This is a genomic window from Duganella sp. Leaf61 (assembly GCF_001421905.1).
In the GTDB taxonomy this organism is placed as follows: Bacteria; Pseudomonadota; Gammaproteobacteria; order Burkholderiales; family Burkholderiaceae_D; genus Rugamonas; species Rugamonas zoogloeoides.
Map to the genome: position 1 here is coordinate 496177 of NZ_LMLM01000029.1, position 12987 is coordinate 509163.

Below are 12987 nucleotides of genomic sequence, written 5' to 3' on the forward strand. Positions count from 1 at the left end.
ACCATTCACCCCACCAATCATCATGACCAGCAAAGCCAATCCCACCATGAGCGACGTCGCCCGCAAGGCCGGCGTCTCGCCGATGACCGTCTCGCGGGTGCTCAATGGCGACACCCGCGTGCGCGAAGCCACGCGCCAGCTGGTGGCCGACGCCATGACAGCTCTCAGCTATGTGCCCAACCAGGCGGCCCAGCGCCTGGCCGGCGCGCGGGCCATCCGCATCGGCTTTTTGTACTCCAATCCCAGCGCCGGCTATCTGAGCGAATTCCTGGTCGGCCTGCTCAACCAGGCCAGTCCCCACAACGTGCAACTGGTGGTGGAAAAATGCGAGGCCGACGAACACGGCGTGGAACAGGCGCGGCGCCTGATCGACAACGGCGTCGATGGCATCATCCTGCCGCCGCCGCTGTGCGACATCGCCGAACTGGTGGACCTGCTGGCGCAATCGGGCACGCCGGCGGTCACCGTGGCCTGCGGCCAGCCCGACGATCGCCTGAGCGGCGTGCGCATCGACGACTACCAGGCGGCGCATGCCATGGCCTGCCACCTGATCGCATTGGGCCACCAGTGCATCGGCTTTGTCGCCGGCCATCCCAACCAGACCGCCAGCGCGCGCCGCCTGCAGGGCTTCAAGGATGCGCTGGCAGAGCACCACCTGCCGCAGGCGCCGGAGCTGATCGTGCAGGGCCTGTTTACCTACCGTTCCGGCCTGGACGCCGCCGAGCAGCTGCTGGCGCAGGAGCCGCGTCCCACCGCCATCTTTGCCAGCAACGACGACATGGCCGCCGCCGTGGTGGCCATCGCCCACCGCCTGGCGCTCGACGTGCCCGGCGATCTGACGGTGGCCGGCTTCGACGATACGGCACTGGCCACCACCATCTGGCCCGAGCTGACCACCGTGCGCCAGCCGATCGCCGAGATGGCGGAAGCGGCCGTGCGCGCGCTGGTGCGGCAAATCCGCGACCGCCGCGACGGCGCCCCGGCCGCGCCGCAGCAGGTGGTGATGGACCATGCGCTGATACGGCGCCAGTCCGATGCTGCGCCGCGCATACGCCCGCCAGTGCGAGTGGTGACCCGTCTGCGTATGTAGCACAGGCAACAAACCCGCTCCTGCGTGTGCAAGCGAACATACACGGCAGCGCATCGCGGACATGATGGCAGGACGATATCTTTCTGCGACCGCCATCATGCCCCTCACTGCCCTCACCACTCAATCGCGCCCGGAATTCCTGCCCGCCCCGGCCAGGGTGCCGCCCATGCTGGCGCAGTTTCTGGCCGGCGTCACTGATGGCGACGCGGCGTCTGCACTGCATGGCGCCGTGGATGCGGGTCTCGACCGCCTGCCGCTGCCCGGCAGCGGCGCCACGCTGGCGCGCTGGCAGGCGTTGTCCATCGCTGGCGGCCACGACCTGTCGTTCGCCAAGCTGTACGAAGGCCATACCGACGCCCTGGCCATCCTGGCGGAATTGAACGGCCCGGAGATCGCCGGCGCCAGCTGGGGAGTCTGGTGCGCGGAGCCGCCGGGACCCGGCGTGGCCCTGCGCATGGGCGGCAACGGCCGTTACACGCTGTCCGGCCGCAAGCAGTGGTGCTCGGGCGCGGCGTCGATCAGCCACGCGCTGGTGAGCTGCCGCGACGCGGCCGGACGCCGCATGCTGGCGGCCGTGAGTCTGCGCCAGCCCGGCGTGGAAGTGACGGACCAGGGCTGGCAAGCGGTCGGCATGGCCGGCAGCGCCAGCGTGGACGTGGTGTTCACCGATGCGCAGGCCGTGCCGGTCGGCGAACACGAGTCATACCTGACCCGGCCCGGTTTCTGGCTCGGTGGCGCCGGCGTGGCCGCCTGCTGGTATGGCGCCGCCCGCGCCATCGGCGAGCACCTGCTGACCACCACCCACAACCAGGCCGCCGATAGAAACAGCAAGATCGATCCGCACCGGCTGGCGCACCTGGGCAGCGTGGATATCGCACTGTCGGGTGCCGCCGCGCTGCTGATCGACAGCGCCGCGACCATCGACGCCCACCCGCAAGCCGACCACTGCGCGCTGGCGCTGCGCGCGCGCTTGACCGTGGAAGCGGCAGCGACCACCGTGCTGGAACATGCCAGCCGTGCCCTGGGCGCCGGTCCGCTCTGCCGCAACGCCGGTTTTGCACGGATGGTGGCCGACCTGCCCGTGTTCCTGCGCCAGAGCCACGCGGAACGCGACCTGGCTACGCTGGGTTCGGAACTGGCCAAGACGGGAGAGTCGCCATGGGCCTTATGACAGAAAAATTTGCACCCGCGTTTGCCACTGAAGGGGTGGCGCACCCGCGCCAGATCGCCGGCGAAGGCACGCCCGACGCCGCATGGCAGGCTTGGCAAGGTCTGCGCCAGTTGCCACCGGTGGCCGCCCACGAGCTGGTGACGCCAGGCCAGCGCGCCATCATCGTCGCACCGCATCCTGACGACGAGGTACTGGCCTGCGGCGGGCTGCTGCAACTGCTGGCGGCGCAAGGCACGCGCACCGTGGTGGTGGCCGCCACCGACGGCGATGCCAGCCACCCGGGATCGGCCATGTACCCGCCCGCGCAACTGGCGCGCTTGCGCGCGAAAGAAAGCGAGGCCGCGCTGCGCGCCTTGATACCCGCCGGCCAGCCGGTGCCGCAGGTGATCCGCGCGCGCCTGCCCGATGGCGGCGTCACCAGCCAGGTGGGCGCGCTGCAGAGCTTGCTCGAACAGCTGCTGCGTGCCGACGACGTGGTCTTTACCACCTGGCGCCAGGACGGCCACCCCGACCACGAAGCCTGTGGCTACGCCACCGCGCAGGCCGCGCGCCAGTGTGGCGCCACCGTGGTGGAACTGCCGGTGTGGACCTGGCACTGGGCCGAACCGGGCGACCGGCGCGTGCCGTGGCACCGCGCGCGCCGGCTGGCGCTCGATGCCGCCGCGCTGCAACGCAAGCGCGACGCCATCGCCTGTTACGCCACTCAGCTCCATCCCGATCCCAGCACCGGCCAGCCGGCCATCCTGCCGCCGCATGTGCTGGCGCGACTGACCCATCCTTACGAAGTCTGCTTCCTATGACCATCACCAATCGGCACACCCATTTCCAGCAGCTCTACACCCAGGACGCCGATCCGTGGAAGGTGCGCCAGCGCTGGTACGAGCAACGCAAACGCAGCCTGCTGATGGCGTGCCTGCCGCTGCAACGCTACCGCCGCGCGTTCGAGCCTGCCTGCGGCAACGGCGAGCTGACCGCCGCCCTGGCCCATCGCGCCGAATACGTGCTGGCCACCGACCTTTCGCCCGAGGCAGTGCGCCTGACGCAGCAGCGCATCCAAAAGGAGCATCCAAGCGACGCGTCGCGGGTGAGGGTGCGCCAGCAGATCGTGCCGCAGGACTGGCCCGAGGACAGTACCTTCGACCTGATCGTCATCAGCGAAATGGCCTATTACCTGCCCGAGCACGAAGTGGTCAATCTGCGCGATCGCTGCATGGCGTCCCTGGCCGACAATGGTACGCTGGTGCTGTGCCACTGGCGCTGGCCGTTTGCCGACCGCCAGATGGACAGCGCCGACATCCACGCCCGCTTCGACGGCACGCCGGGCATGCATCGCCTGATGCAGCACAGCGAGGCCGACTTCCTGCTCGACATCTGGTCGCGCAATCCGTCGTCCATCGCGCAGCTGGAGGGCCTGGTGCCATGATCGGCATCGTCATCCCGGCCCACAACGAAGAACGCTACCTCGACGGCTGCCTGAACGCTATCCGGCTCGCTTGCGGCCATCCCGAACTGCGCGGCGAATCGGTCCACGTGGTCGTGGTGCTCGACCATTGCAGCGACGGTTCGCGCGCGATCGCCCTCGCCCATACCCGCGCCCTGCAAGGCGCGGGCTACCGGGTGGAAGCAATCGAGGTCGATGCCCGCAACGTGGGTGCCGCCCGCGCCGCCGGCGCCGAACGCCTGCTCGCGAACGGCGCGCGCTGGCTGGCCTTTACCGATGCCGACACCCGCGTGGCGCCCGACTGGCTGGTGGCGCAATTGGGCCTCGGTGTGGACGTCGTGTGCGGCACCGTCTGTGTCGATGACTGGGCAACACACCATGAAGAACCGGCCCTGCTGCGCCAGCATTTCGAGCTGACCTATACCGACAGCGACGGCCACCGCCACATCCACGGCGCCAACCTGGGCGTCTGCGCCAAGGCCTATCGCTGCGTGGGCGGCTTCGCGCCACTGGCATGCAGCGAAGACGTGGCGCTGGTCGAAGCTCTGGAGAACTGTGGCGCCAGCATCGCCTGGAGCGCGGCGCCGCGCGTGACCACCAGCGCCCGCCGCGATGCGCGGGCGCGCGGCGGTTTTGGCGATACGCTGATCCAGTATGCGGCAGCGGCATTGCTGCCGCCGGTGCTGATTTAAGCGCCGTCCTTGCGGCGCGGCGCCACACGCTGCTGCGCTTGCGGCGCGCGCAGCACCTTGTACGCGATAAAGCGCGGAATGCCGCGGCTCATCGCGTATTCTGCGGCGGGATCGATGCCCATTGCGGGCAGCAACTGCTTGGCCTCGTCGATGATGGCGGCGGTGGCGGTCGGTTTGCGGCGGTCTGAGAGTGGCATGGTGAACTCGCGGTTGCGTAAAGTTACAATTTACGCTCCCGGCCTGGCGCCGACTGTACGCAGCCTCACCCACGCTTCTATCCAGAACTATTTTTGCCGGTGCTGGGCCCTGAACGCGCCTGGCACCATGCCCGCCTCGCGCTGGAAGAACTTGGTGAAATTGGTCGGCTCATCGAAGCCCACGTGGCCACCCACCACCGCCACCGGCAGCGCGGTGTGGGCCAGCAGGCGCTTGGCCTCGAGCATGATGCGCTCGACGATCATGGCCTTGGCGGTGCGGCCGGCGGCGGCCAGCACCGCGCGGTTGATGGTCTTGTCGGAGCAGCCCAGCGCCGCCGCGTAATCCTGCACCTGGTGCCAGTGGCGAAAACGCTGGTCGAGCAGTTGCTGGAAGCGCCGGTGGCGCTGCCGCTCGCCAGCGCGCACCGGATGGTCGGCGCTGGCCGCCTCGCGCTCGCCCCAGGCCATCGCCAGCCGTATCAGCAGCGCGTGCAACTGGTAGCGCAGCAAGGCGTGCAGGTCGCCGCGCTGAGCCGGCAGTTGCGTATCGCGGTGCAGTTGGCCGATGGCGTCGGCTACCAGTTGCTGCATGGCCGTGTCGAGTTGCATCGGCTGGCCGCGCCAGGCCAGTTCGGGCCCGACACTGCGGCCATCCTGCGCCGCGCTGGAGGGCAACAGGAAATCGGACTGGAACAGCACCAGCCAGCCGTCCCAGGCGCCGTCCACATCGAATTGCTGGGCCTGGCCTGGCCGGGCCATCAACACCGTGCCCGCCACGCAGGCGACCGGGTCGAAATCGACGGTGTGCGTGCAGCGCCCCTCGGTCAGCAACAGCAACTGGTTGAATTCGATCCGGTGCGCGCGGCGGAAGTGCTCCGCCTTTTGGCGGGGCCACAGCTCCGACACACGGAAGACCTCAATGTCCAGATTATATTGTTCGGGCGGCTGGTAATCTACCCGCTCCATCACTTCCACCGACTTCGGCCCGGCCATCGCATGTCCCATATTGATCATTACTGGTACGAATTCTACCGTGAGTTGCGGCGCCGGTTCGCCTATAGTCGGCAGGCACACATTACCCACTAAAAACAGGACAAATCATGAGCAAGGTTGTTATCGTCTTCCATTCCGGCTACGGCCACACCCAGCGCGTTGCCGAGTACGTCGCCGAAGGCGCGGGCGCCGGCGCCGAGCTGCTGCAAATCAGCGCCGACGGCGAACTGCCCGAAGGCGGCTGGGACCAGCTGGCTGCCGCCGACGCCATCATTTTCGGCACCCCGACTTACATGGGCAGCCCGAGCTGGCAGTTCAAGAAATTCGCCGACGCGACGTCGAAGGTATGGTTTACGCGCGGCTGGCAGGACAAGGTCTTCGGCGGCTTCTCCAACAGCGCCAGCTTCAATGGCGACAAGGCCGTCTCGCTGATCGCCCTGCAAACCCTGGCCTCGCAACACGGCGGCATCTGGGTCAGCCTCGGCATCCCGCCGGCCAACACCAAGGCCGCGCAACGCACCGACCTGAACAACCTGGGCGGCTCGGTCGGCGTGCTAGTGCAATCGCCATCGGATGCGAGCGTCGATGAAATTCCGCAGGGCGACCTCGATACGGCCAAGGCGTATGGCAAGCGCGTGGCGGAGATTGCTGGCCGGTTGGCTTAACGACAGGTGCGATATCTCGGCGCTGCCTGGATTGGCGCCGGGGCCACAGTTATCGCTGCTCCCTCGTGTGCCACAATCTGAGCACGAAAACCGTCGATCCCTTGATTTCGTACCTCATCTCGTACTGACCGACAAGGATGCGGCGGACCTCTGCTGGTGCAAATTCATCCAGCTTCTCGCCGATACGCGGATTCGTTGCAAGCCCTGACGTCGCACTCACCAATGACTTGACAACGCGTGCAGCAGCGGGCCTGTTGACTGTGGCCAGAAACTCGTGCAAACGCGCCAGGTCGGACAGCGCCTTGCTGGTCCACTGCACGCGCATCATCGCACGGAGGGTACGGGTAGCGGGGTGTCACTCTCGAGACTTTCAGCCCAGGCCTGCACCGCTTGATGATCGATGACATTGCCGACTTGAACGTCCGCCATTGCCTCGCGCGTCAGCCGGCTACGTTCTTCTTCCTGTTCGACCCACGCACTGAGCGCCTGCTTGACCACCCAACCACGAGAACGCTCAAGCCGCGCAGCCAACATGTCAACCTTGTCAGCCAACGGCAAGGGTACATGAGTTGTCAATACTTTGGTTTCGGTTACCATGGGAGATACCTCGGGATGGATAGCAACGGACCAATGATCCCATGGCGAAGTTTCAGAGTCAATCAGCCTTAATCAAACTTAATCAAAATTAATCAGACCGCCGCACCCCTCAACGACCACCGCCGCGACGTATTCACCACCCTCGGCCCCACTTCGCGGTCCCCTGCCCTGACTGCCCCCTCGAACACCACCCGCTCGATCAGCTCGCGGTCTGCGCCCACGGTTTTCAGGTATTCGATGGCGGCGATGACGCCTACCTGCTGGCGCAGCGCTACGGCCTTGCGCACGTCGCTTTCCAGGCTGTGCTCTGCTGGAGGCAAAACACCGGCCGGCTGGCGGCGGTCGATGGCTGGTTCGGTTACGGCTTCTGTCATGCTGTTCTCCTGATTTAATCGGCCGTGCGCACGCAATTGCGTCCGCTGCGCTTGGCACAGTACAGCGCCTGGTCGGCGCGGAAGTACGCTTGTTCGAAGGTACTGCCGCGCGCGCTCCAGCTCACGCCCACGCTGGCCGTGACCGGGGCCGTGATCGGCGCCGGCCATTCGGTATTGGCGATGGCCTGGCGCAGCCGTTCGCCCAGGGCCAGGCCCTGCACCTGGTTCAGACCCGGCCACACCACCGAGAACTCCTCGCCGCCCACGCGGCCGATAAAGGCCTGGCCTTCGACCATCTCGGTCAGGCAGGCCACCACGGCCTGGATCACGGTGTCGCCGGCCGGGTGGCCGTAGGTGTCGTTGACCTGTTTGAAGAAGTCGATATCGAGCACGACCAGCACGATGTCGTGCAGCAGCAGGCTGCTGCGCGCGTGTTCGATCACGGCGCCGCGATTCAAGGCGCCGGTCAGCGGGTCGTGGGTGGCGCGGTATTCGAGCTGGGTGGCCATCTCCTGCAGGCGGGCGTTGAGCTGGTTCATCTGGCGTTCGGCGCGGTCGCTGCGCTGGACCAGGCGCCGGCTTTCGCGCAGCAGCCGTTCGTAGTGCGCCACCAGTTCGCGCAGCGCGCACTGGTGATTGTTTTCGTGCGCGGCGGCACGGCGGGCCTGTTCCAGCGCGTGCTGCTCGGCCGCGAACAGGTCGGGTTCGGCATCGGCCACTGCGCCGAAGATCGGCACCGGCGCTGTCATATCGGCCGGTCGGTAAAATGCAGCGCGGCGAAATCGTCGCGCAGTTCTTCGCCGAATTCCATGATGGTGTCATCCTCTTCGTCGCGGTACCAGTTGAGCAGCACTTCATTGCCGGCCAGGGCGGCGTCGTTCAGCGCTTCGAACAGCGCGAACAGCATCTTGGTCGACGAGCTGTTGAAGTACGCCAGCGAGACGTGGACCGTGATGGTTTGTTCACGGCAGTCTTCCAGGTAGCGGCGCAGGCGCTCGATCACAGGGCCGTAAAAGGCGGCGGCGTTTTCCGGGTACGACTCGCCCTTGAGCGAAAGCGTGTGCTCGGGGAAGCGGAAGTCCACTTCGGGCGAGGTGGGAGTTGCTGCTATAAATAAGGCGTCCATGGCGGTCAGATGATGGCTTTGATGCAGAAAATGGTGGTGTCCGGCTCGTTCGGTGACGGCGCAAACTCGAATTCCAGCGGCTCGCTCGCTTCGCGCGCCATGGTCAAGAACCCCAGGCCCGCGCCCTTGCTGTCGACCGGCACTTCGGCGCGCAGCGCCTGCTTGTAAGCGGCCTTGATTTCGTCGACGGTCATGGTGCGCAGCCCTTCGAGGCGGCTGCGCAGTCCCGGCACGCGATCGGTGGACACCGGGTTGGCGCACAACAGGAAGAAATGGTCGCCGCTGGTGCCGATACAGAACGAGCCGCGCCGCATCTGGGCGTCGCGCTGGTCGGCCGGCGTGAGCGCCTCGGACGAATAGTGCATGATGTTTTGCGACATCTCGACAAACGCCGAGAAGATGCGGCGCCGCGTGGGACCGGCCGCGCCGGCGCTGTCCATGCGCGCGCGGATGGTTTCGGAAATGGCGGCCACCACCGGCTGCGAAAAATAGCCGGCATAAAAGAAGATGACCTGGCGCTTTTGCGCCACTTGCCATAGTTCGTCGAATTCCTCGTACAACACGGTGCTACTCCTTAGGGACGGCAACAAAAGAAAGTGAGATCGTCGCGGCGCGGCTGTGGCCCTTGCCACGCAGCCAGCGCCTCGAGCACGACGCCGGACAGCGCCGGGGCGCTGGCGTCGGCGTTTTCGGACAGCAGTTCGCGCACGCGGCGCTTGCCGAAGGCGATCGATTTCGGCCCGCCAATCTGGTCGATCAGGCCGTCGGTGGTGACAAACAGCAGCGTACCAGGCGTCAGCTCCACCACGTGGGTCGGCCATTCCTGGTCGGGATCGGTATCGACATAACCGAGGCCGGCGCGCTCGCCCTCGACCACCAGCAGCGGTTCGCCTGGCGCCAGCAGGTGCAGCGCGATGCGGGCGCCGGCAAAATACAGGCGCCGGGTACGCGGTTCGAACCACAGGAAGGCGGCATCGAGGCCGTCGTCCGATTCGGCCACGGCGCGCTGCTCGGTGGTCTGGCCCAGCAGCGCCTTGACGCCGCCGCTGACCTCCTGCAGCAGCCGGCCCGGCGTGCGCGGTCCCACGCGCTGCAGGGCGCCGCTGAGCACCTGCGAGGCGATCAGCGTCATGAAGGCGCCCGGCACGCCATGGCCGGTGCAATCGCCCAGCGCCACGAACCAGCCGTCTTCGTGCTGCTCCACCAGGTAAAAATCGCCGCCGACCAGGTCGCGCGGCTGCCATTCGAGGTGGGCGTCGGCGAGTTTGTCCAGCGCGTCGCGCGACGGTTTCAGGACCGCGCGCTGGATCACGCTGGCGTACTCGATGCTGTGCATGATCTGGCGGTTGCGCTCGGCCTGCATATTGGCCACCACGTTCATCAGTTGCAGGCCGAAGCCCACGCCGGCCAGTTCGCCTTCGCGGGTGATGATGAAACCGTCGGCCAGCGCTTTTTCGCCGGAAGCGACGGCGCGGAAGGTCAGGTCTTCGATGCTGACATCGCATTCGACGATCAGCGGTTCCTTGTCCATGAAGGCGATGCAGCTCTTCTTGCCGTACAGCTCCTGGTAGAACGGCTTGGACATTTGCGACATGAAGATGTTACGGCTGATCAGGCCGATCGGGCGGCCGCCGTCCAGCACGGGCAAACTCATCAGGTCGCGGCGCTCGGTGAACAGCGTGTGCACGTCGGCGTTGCACGCTTCCGCCGCGATCGATACCGACTCGCGGCACAGATCGGCCGCAGTCGACTGGCGGTAACGTGGCAAATGCTGGCGGGAGGCGTCGAATTCCACAGTTCACCCAATCAAATAACAATGCAAAGTAGCAATCGGTATTGTAGTAACTCAATATGACGCCATTGTGACAACACTGTTATTGCTAGTACACCAAGGAAAGCGCGCTGTGGTATCCGATCTCTTTCAGCGTGACCGCCATCGCTGCTGCCGCCACCGGCCGACCCAGCAGATAGCCCTGGGCCTGGTGGCAACCGAGCTCGCGCAGCAAGGCCATCTGGGCCGGGGTTTCCACGCCCTCGGCCACCACCGTCATGCCCAGCGCGCGCGCCATCGAGACGATGGCCTGGAAGAACACCCGTCCCTCGTGCGAGCGGTCGAGTTCGCGCGTAAACGCTTTATCGACCTTGAGGCCGTCGAGCCGCAGCCGTTGCAATTGCGACAGCGACGAGTAGCCGGTGCCAAAATCATCGACAAACACGCGCACGCCCAGCGCCCGGATCGCGGTCAGCTCGGCCTGCACATCGACCTGGTCGGCCACCATTGCCGATTCGGTGATTTCCACCTCCAGCAGGTCGGCGTCGAGTTTGTACTGCGTCAGGTGGCGCGCCAGCTGGGCGGCCACGCTGCCGTAACTGAACTGGCGCGGCGACACATTGATCGATACCGGCACCAGCGGCAGCCCCTGGTCGCGCCAGGCAGCCAGTTGCGCGCAGGCCTGGCGCATCACCAGCTCGCCCAGGCGGTTGATCAAGCCGCTCGCTTCGGCCAACGGAATGAATTGCACCGGCGGCACCATGCCCAGCGTGGGATGCTGCCAGCGCAGCAGCGCTTCCATGCTCACCGGCTGGCCGCTGACCACGTCCACGCGGGCCTGGTAGTGCAGGCTCAACTGGCCGGCGTCGATGGCCTTGGCCAGGCTGTGTTTCAGATGGGCGCGGGCGCTGAGCAGCACGTATTGCGATGCGTCGAAGAAGCGGTAATGGCCTTTTTGCTCGCTCTTGGCGGAAAACAGGGCAATGTCGGCATGGCGCAGCAGGGCTTCGTGGTCGGCGCTTTCGCCGGAATAGCGCGGATAGCAGCTGATGCCGATCGACGCTTCGATGCGGTGCGATTCCACGCCCAGCGATATCGGCTCGGCCAGCACGGCCAGCACCCGTTCGGCCAGCAGGGCCAGCTCGGCGAGGTCGTTGCCTTCCACCGCCGGATCCACCAGCAACAGGAATTCGTCGCCGCCCATGCGCACCACGCGGTCGCCGGTGCGCATCAGGGCCGCCAGGCGCTGCGCCGCCACTTGCAGCAGTTGGTCGCCCACGCCGTGGCCCAGGGTGTCGTTGACATGCTTGAAGTCGTCCAGGTCCACCAGCAGCACCGCCAGTGCGCCGTAGCGGTCGGACGTGGCAGACAGGCGGCGCGGCAGCTCGCGCACCAGCCATTGCCGGTTGGGCAAGCCGGTAAGCGGATCGTGCAGCGCCAGGTGTTCGATGTCGCGTTCGTGCAGCTTGCGCTCGCTCACGTCCTGCAAGGTGATGGCCAGGCAGTCGCCCACGCGCACGATGCGGCGCCGGCCCCAGCAAATATTCAGACGGCCATCGCCGGCCATCTGCCGCTCGTCTTCGTAGTTGCCGTCCTGTAGCGCCTTCAGATAGACCGGCAGCAGCGTCGTGCCGAACACGCCCTGGTCGAGGGCGGAGATGCGGCGGCCGATCAACTGGTCGCGTTCGAGCCCATAGAAATAGGCGCCGCGCGCGTTGCAGTCGATGATGTCGAAATCGATGACCGCGCCGGCGCCGTCACGCACGGCAGCAGCGAGGTAAAAGCCGTCGCTGCCGTGCTCGGTGGCCATGCGGTAGGCCTGGTGCGCGGCCTTGCGGCGCACGCGTTGACGCTGGATGCCGCGGCTGTAATGCGTGGCGAGCGCGCCCAGAAGCAGAGTCAGCAAGCCGAGCCAGAAGGCACGGTTACGGCGCCGGGTCCAGTCGGTCGCGGCCGGCGCCAGCGCTTCGAGCGAGGTCATGCCGGCCACCGCCAGCACCGGGTAGGCGCTGGAGTGGCGCCAGCTCACCAGCCGTTCGGCGTGATCATAAAAGGCGGCGCCCGGCATCAGGCGGGTGCCAACGCCGTTCCCCAGTTCGGGCGCCGTGGCAAACAGGGAGGCGCCGGGCGCCAGCGTCAACGTATTGCCATGTTCTTCCATGCGCAAGGTGCTGGCGTCGCCCAGCACGGCAATCACGCCATTGCCTCCCAACAGGCGCTGGTTGTAGAACGAAGTCAGGTAACGGGCGTCGAGCGTGAGCGCCAGCACGCCGGCAAAACCGTCGTCGCGGGCGTCCAGGCGGCGTGTGAATTGCACGAATTTCTGGTTGGCCTGCAAGGTTCCGTCCGGCACGATGATGCGCAGCGCCGATGAGTTATTGGTCTGATGAAAAGGGAATGAGGCCGGCACGCGGCCCTGGGCGCTGTGGGTGCGTCCGACGTGGCGACGTCCGGCGCGGCTAAGCAGGCGACCGTTGGCGTCGTAGATCGCGATCTCGGCAAACGCGGGATCGGTAAACATGCCGTCGCGGTACAAGGCATCGAGCTGCAGGGTGCCGCCGCTCTGCTCCCAGCCATGCTTGAGCTGCATGGTGACCTGGTCCATCTGGGCGATGCTGCGGGTGAGATAATGCTCGAACGCATCGACGTGGGCGGCCAGCTCGCGCCGCGCCGTCTGCTCGACGTCGCGGCGGGTGCGTTCGGCGCTGACCACGGCATGATTCCAGCAGGCGGCCGCTGCCAGCAAGGCCAGCAGCAGCCAGGCCCAGGGCCAATATCGGGAGGCGAACGAGCGCGACATAACATCCAGGGGAACAAAAGTTTCCTGATGTTATCGCAGCAGTATGTCAGCCGCGTGACATTGTGTGATT

The 12987-nt window shown here is 66.4% G+C and carries 16 protein-coding genes; 6 read left to right on the plus strand and 10 right to left on the minus strand.

Going from position 1 to position 12987, the window contains the following annotated elements:
• Nucleotides 1–22 precede the first annotated feature (22 nt).
• The 5 genes from ASF04_RS20170 (at nt 23) to ASF04_RS20190 (ending at nt 4394) form a co-directional block, all read left to right on the plus strand.
• Nucleotides 23–1090 carry a LacI family DNA-binding transcriptional regulator gene (locus tag ASF04_RS20170; RefSeq protein ID WP_056145958.1) on the plus strand — a complete coding sequence of 356 codons (1068 nt, stop codon included), beginning with the start codon at nt 23–25 and terminating at the stop codon, nt 1088–1090.
• A 166-nt stretch (nt 1091–1256) separates the two neighbouring features.
• The gene (locus ASF04_RS20175) at nt 1257–2261 is read left to right on the plus strand and encodes an acyl-CoA dehydrogenase family protein (protein ID WP_056145775.1); all 1005 of its coding nucleotides are present in this window, start codon (nt 1257–1259) and stop codon (nt 2259–2261) included.
• Nucleotides 2258–3061: a PIG-L family deacetylase gene (locus ASF04_RS20180; protein ID WP_082488890.1), complete on the plus strand. Its 804-nt coding sequence runs from the start codon at nt 2258–2260 to the stop codon at nt 3059–3061. The genes ASF04_RS20175 and ASF04_RS20180 overlap by 4 nt, the downstream gene beginning before the upstream one ends.
• Nucleotides 3058–3684, plus strand: a complete 627-nt coding sequence (locus ASF04_RS20185; RefSeq protein ID WP_056145782.1) for a trans-aconitate 2-methyltransferase — start codon at nt 3058–3060, stop codon at nt 3682–3684. Before ASF04_RS20180 ends, ASF04_RS20185 begins: the two co-directional genes overlap by 4 nt.
• Complete coding sequence (locus ASF04_RS20190; RefSeq protein ID WP_056145785.1) at nt 3681–4394, plus strand: glycosyltransferase family 2 protein; 714 nt, start codon at nt 3681–3683, stop codon at nt 4392–4394. The genes ASF04_RS20185 and ASF04_RS20190 overlap by 4 nt, the downstream gene beginning before the upstream one ends.
• Here the strand turns inward: ASF04_RS20190 and ASF04_RS20195 are convergent.
• Nucleotides 4391–4591, minus strand: coding sequence for a hypothetical protein (locus ASF04_RS20195; protein WP_056145788.1), 201 nt, complete (start codon nt 4589–4591; stop codon nt 4391–4393). The genes ASF04_RS20190 and ASF04_RS20195 overlap by 4 nt on opposite strands.
• 87 nt (nt 4592–4678) lie before the next feature.
• Nucleotides 4679–5605 carry an AraC family transcriptional regulator gene (locus ASF04_RS20200; RefSeq protein WP_056145792.1) on the minus strand — a complete coding sequence of 309 codons (927 nt, stop codon included), beginning with the start codon at nt 5603–5605 and terminating at the stop codon, nt 4679–4681.
• A gap of 86 nt (nt 5606–5691) precedes the next feature.
• On the opposite strand from ASF04_RS20200, the gene ASF04_RS20205 reads away from it, so the two are divergent.
• Nucleotides 5692–6249, plus strand: coding sequence for a flavodoxin family protein (locus ASF04_RS20205; protein ID WP_019921294.1), 558 nt, complete (start codon nt 5692–5694; stop codon nt 6247–6249).
• Between the two features lie 49 nt (nt 6250–6298).
• Here the strand turns inward: ASF04_RS20205 and ASF04_RS20210 are convergent, their stop codons facing one another.
• The 8 genes from ASF04_RS20210 to ASF04_RS20245 all read right to left on the minus strand — a co-directional run bounded on the left by ASF04_RS20210 (nt 6299) and on the right by ASF04_RS20245 (nt 12917).
• Complete coding sequence (locus ASF04_RS20210; RefSeq protein WP_056145961.1) at nt 6299–6574, minus strand: type II toxin-antitoxin system RelE/ParE family toxin; 276 nt, start codon at nt 6572–6574, stop codon at nt 6299–6301.
• Nucleotides 6574–6846: a CopG family ribbon-helix-helix protein gene (locus tag ASF04_RS20215; RefSeq protein WP_056145795.1), complete on the minus strand. Its 273-nt coding sequence runs from the start codon at nt 6844–6846 to the stop codon at nt 6574–6576. The genes ASF04_RS20210 and ASF04_RS20215 overlap by 1 nt, the downstream gene beginning before the upstream one ends.
• A gap of 92 nt (nt 6847–6938) precedes the next feature.
• Nucleotides 6939–7220 carry a hypothetical protein gene (locus ASF04_RS20220; RefSeq protein WP_056145798.1) on the minus strand — a complete coding sequence of 94 codons (282 nt, stop codon included), beginning with the start codon at nt 7218–7220 and terminating at the stop codon, nt 6939–6941.
• A gap of 14 nt (nt 7221–7234) precedes the next feature.
• A complete protein-coding gene (locus tag ASF04_RS20225) occupies nt 7235–7969 on the minus strand; it encodes a GGDEF domain-containing protein (RefSeq protein WP_056145800.1) in 735 nt (244 codons plus the stop codon).
• On the minus strand, nt 7966–8346 hold the full coding sequence (locus ASF04_RS20230) for a DUF1987 domain-containing protein (RefSeq protein ID WP_056145803.1): 381 nt from the start codon (nt 8344–8346) through the stop codon (nt 7966–7968). Before ASF04_RS20230 ends, ASF04_RS20225 begins: the two co-directional genes overlap by 4 nt.
• Before the next feature lie 5 nt (nt 8347–8351).
• Nucleotides 8352–8909 (minus strand): SiaB family protein kinase, encoded by a 558-nt coding sequence (locus ASF04_RS20235; protein WP_056145806.1) that lies wholly within the window; start codon nt 8907–8909, stop codon nt 8352–8354.
• A gap of 11 nt (nt 8910–8920) precedes the next feature.
• Nucleotides 8921–10141 (minus strand): SpoIIE family protein phosphatase, encoded by a 1221-nt coding sequence (locus ASF04_RS20240; protein WP_056145809.1) that lies wholly within the window; start codon nt 10139–10141, stop codon nt 8921–8923.
• A gap of 85 nt (nt 10142–10226) precedes the next feature.
• On the minus strand, nt 10227–12917 hold the full coding sequence (locus tag ASF04_RS20245) for an EAL domain-containing protein (RefSeq protein WP_056145811.1): 2691 nt from the start codon (nt 12915–12917) through the stop codon (nt 10227–10229).
• Nucleotides 12918–12987: the final 70 nt, after the last annotated feature.

Bases quoted from the DNA above. Each gene is read 5' to 3' on its own strand.
- ASF04_RS20170 (WP_056145958.1), top strand. From the start codon at position 23: ATGACCAGCAAAGCCAATCCCACCATGAGCGACGTCGCCCGCAAGGCC.
- ASF04_RS20175 (WP_056145775.1), top strand. From the start codon at position 1,257: ATGCTGGCGCAGTTTCTGGCCGGCGTCACTGATGGCGACGCGGCGTCT.
- ASF04_RS20180 (WP_082488890.1), top strand. From the start codon at position 2,258: ATGACAGAAAAATTTGCACCCGCGTTTGCCACTGAAGGGGTGGCGCAC.
- ASF04_RS20185 (WP_056145782.1), top strand. From the start codon at position 3,058: ATGACCATCACCAATCGGCACACCCATTTCCAGCAGCTCTACACCCAG.
- ASF04_RS20190 (WP_056145785.1), top strand. From the start codon at position 3,681: ATGATCGGCATCGTCATCCCGGCCCACAACGAAGAACGCTACCTCGAC.
- ASF04_RS20195 (WP_056145788.1), bottom strand. From the start codon at position 4,591: ATGCCACTCTCAGACCGCCGCAAACCGACCGCCACCGCCGCCATCATC.
- ASF04_RS20200 (WP_056145792.1), bottom strand. From the start codon at position 5,605: ATGATCAATATGGGACATGCGATGGCCGGGCCGAAGTCGGTGGAAGTG.
- ASF04_RS20205 (WP_019921294.1), top strand. From the start codon at position 5,692: ATGAGCAAGGTTGTTATCGTCTTCCATTCCGGCTACGGCCACACCCAG.
- ASF04_RS20210 (WP_056145961.1), bottom strand. From the start codon at position 6,574: ATGCGCGTGCAGTGGACCAGCAAGGCGCTGTCCGACCTGGCGCGTTTG.
- ASF04_RS20215 (WP_056145795.1), bottom strand. From the start codon at position 6,846: ATGGTAACCGAAACCAAAGTATTGACAACTCATGTACCCTTGCCGTTG.
- ASF04_RS20220 (WP_056145798.1), bottom strand. From the start codon at position 7,220: ATGACAGAAGCCGTAACCGAACCAGCCATCGACCGCCGCCAGCCGGCC.
- ASF04_RS20225 (WP_056145800.1), bottom strand. From the start codon at position 7,969: ATGACAGCGCCGGTGCCGATCTTCGGCGCAGTGGCCGATGCCGAACCC.
- ASF04_RS20230 (WP_056145803.1), bottom strand. From the start codon at position 8,346: ATGGACGCCTTATTTATAGCAGCAACTCCCACCTCGCCCGAAGTGGAC.
- ASF04_RS20245 (WP_056145811.1), bottom strand. From the start codon at position 12,917: ATGTCGCGCTCGTTCGCCTCCCGATATTGGCCCTGGGCCTGGCTGCTG.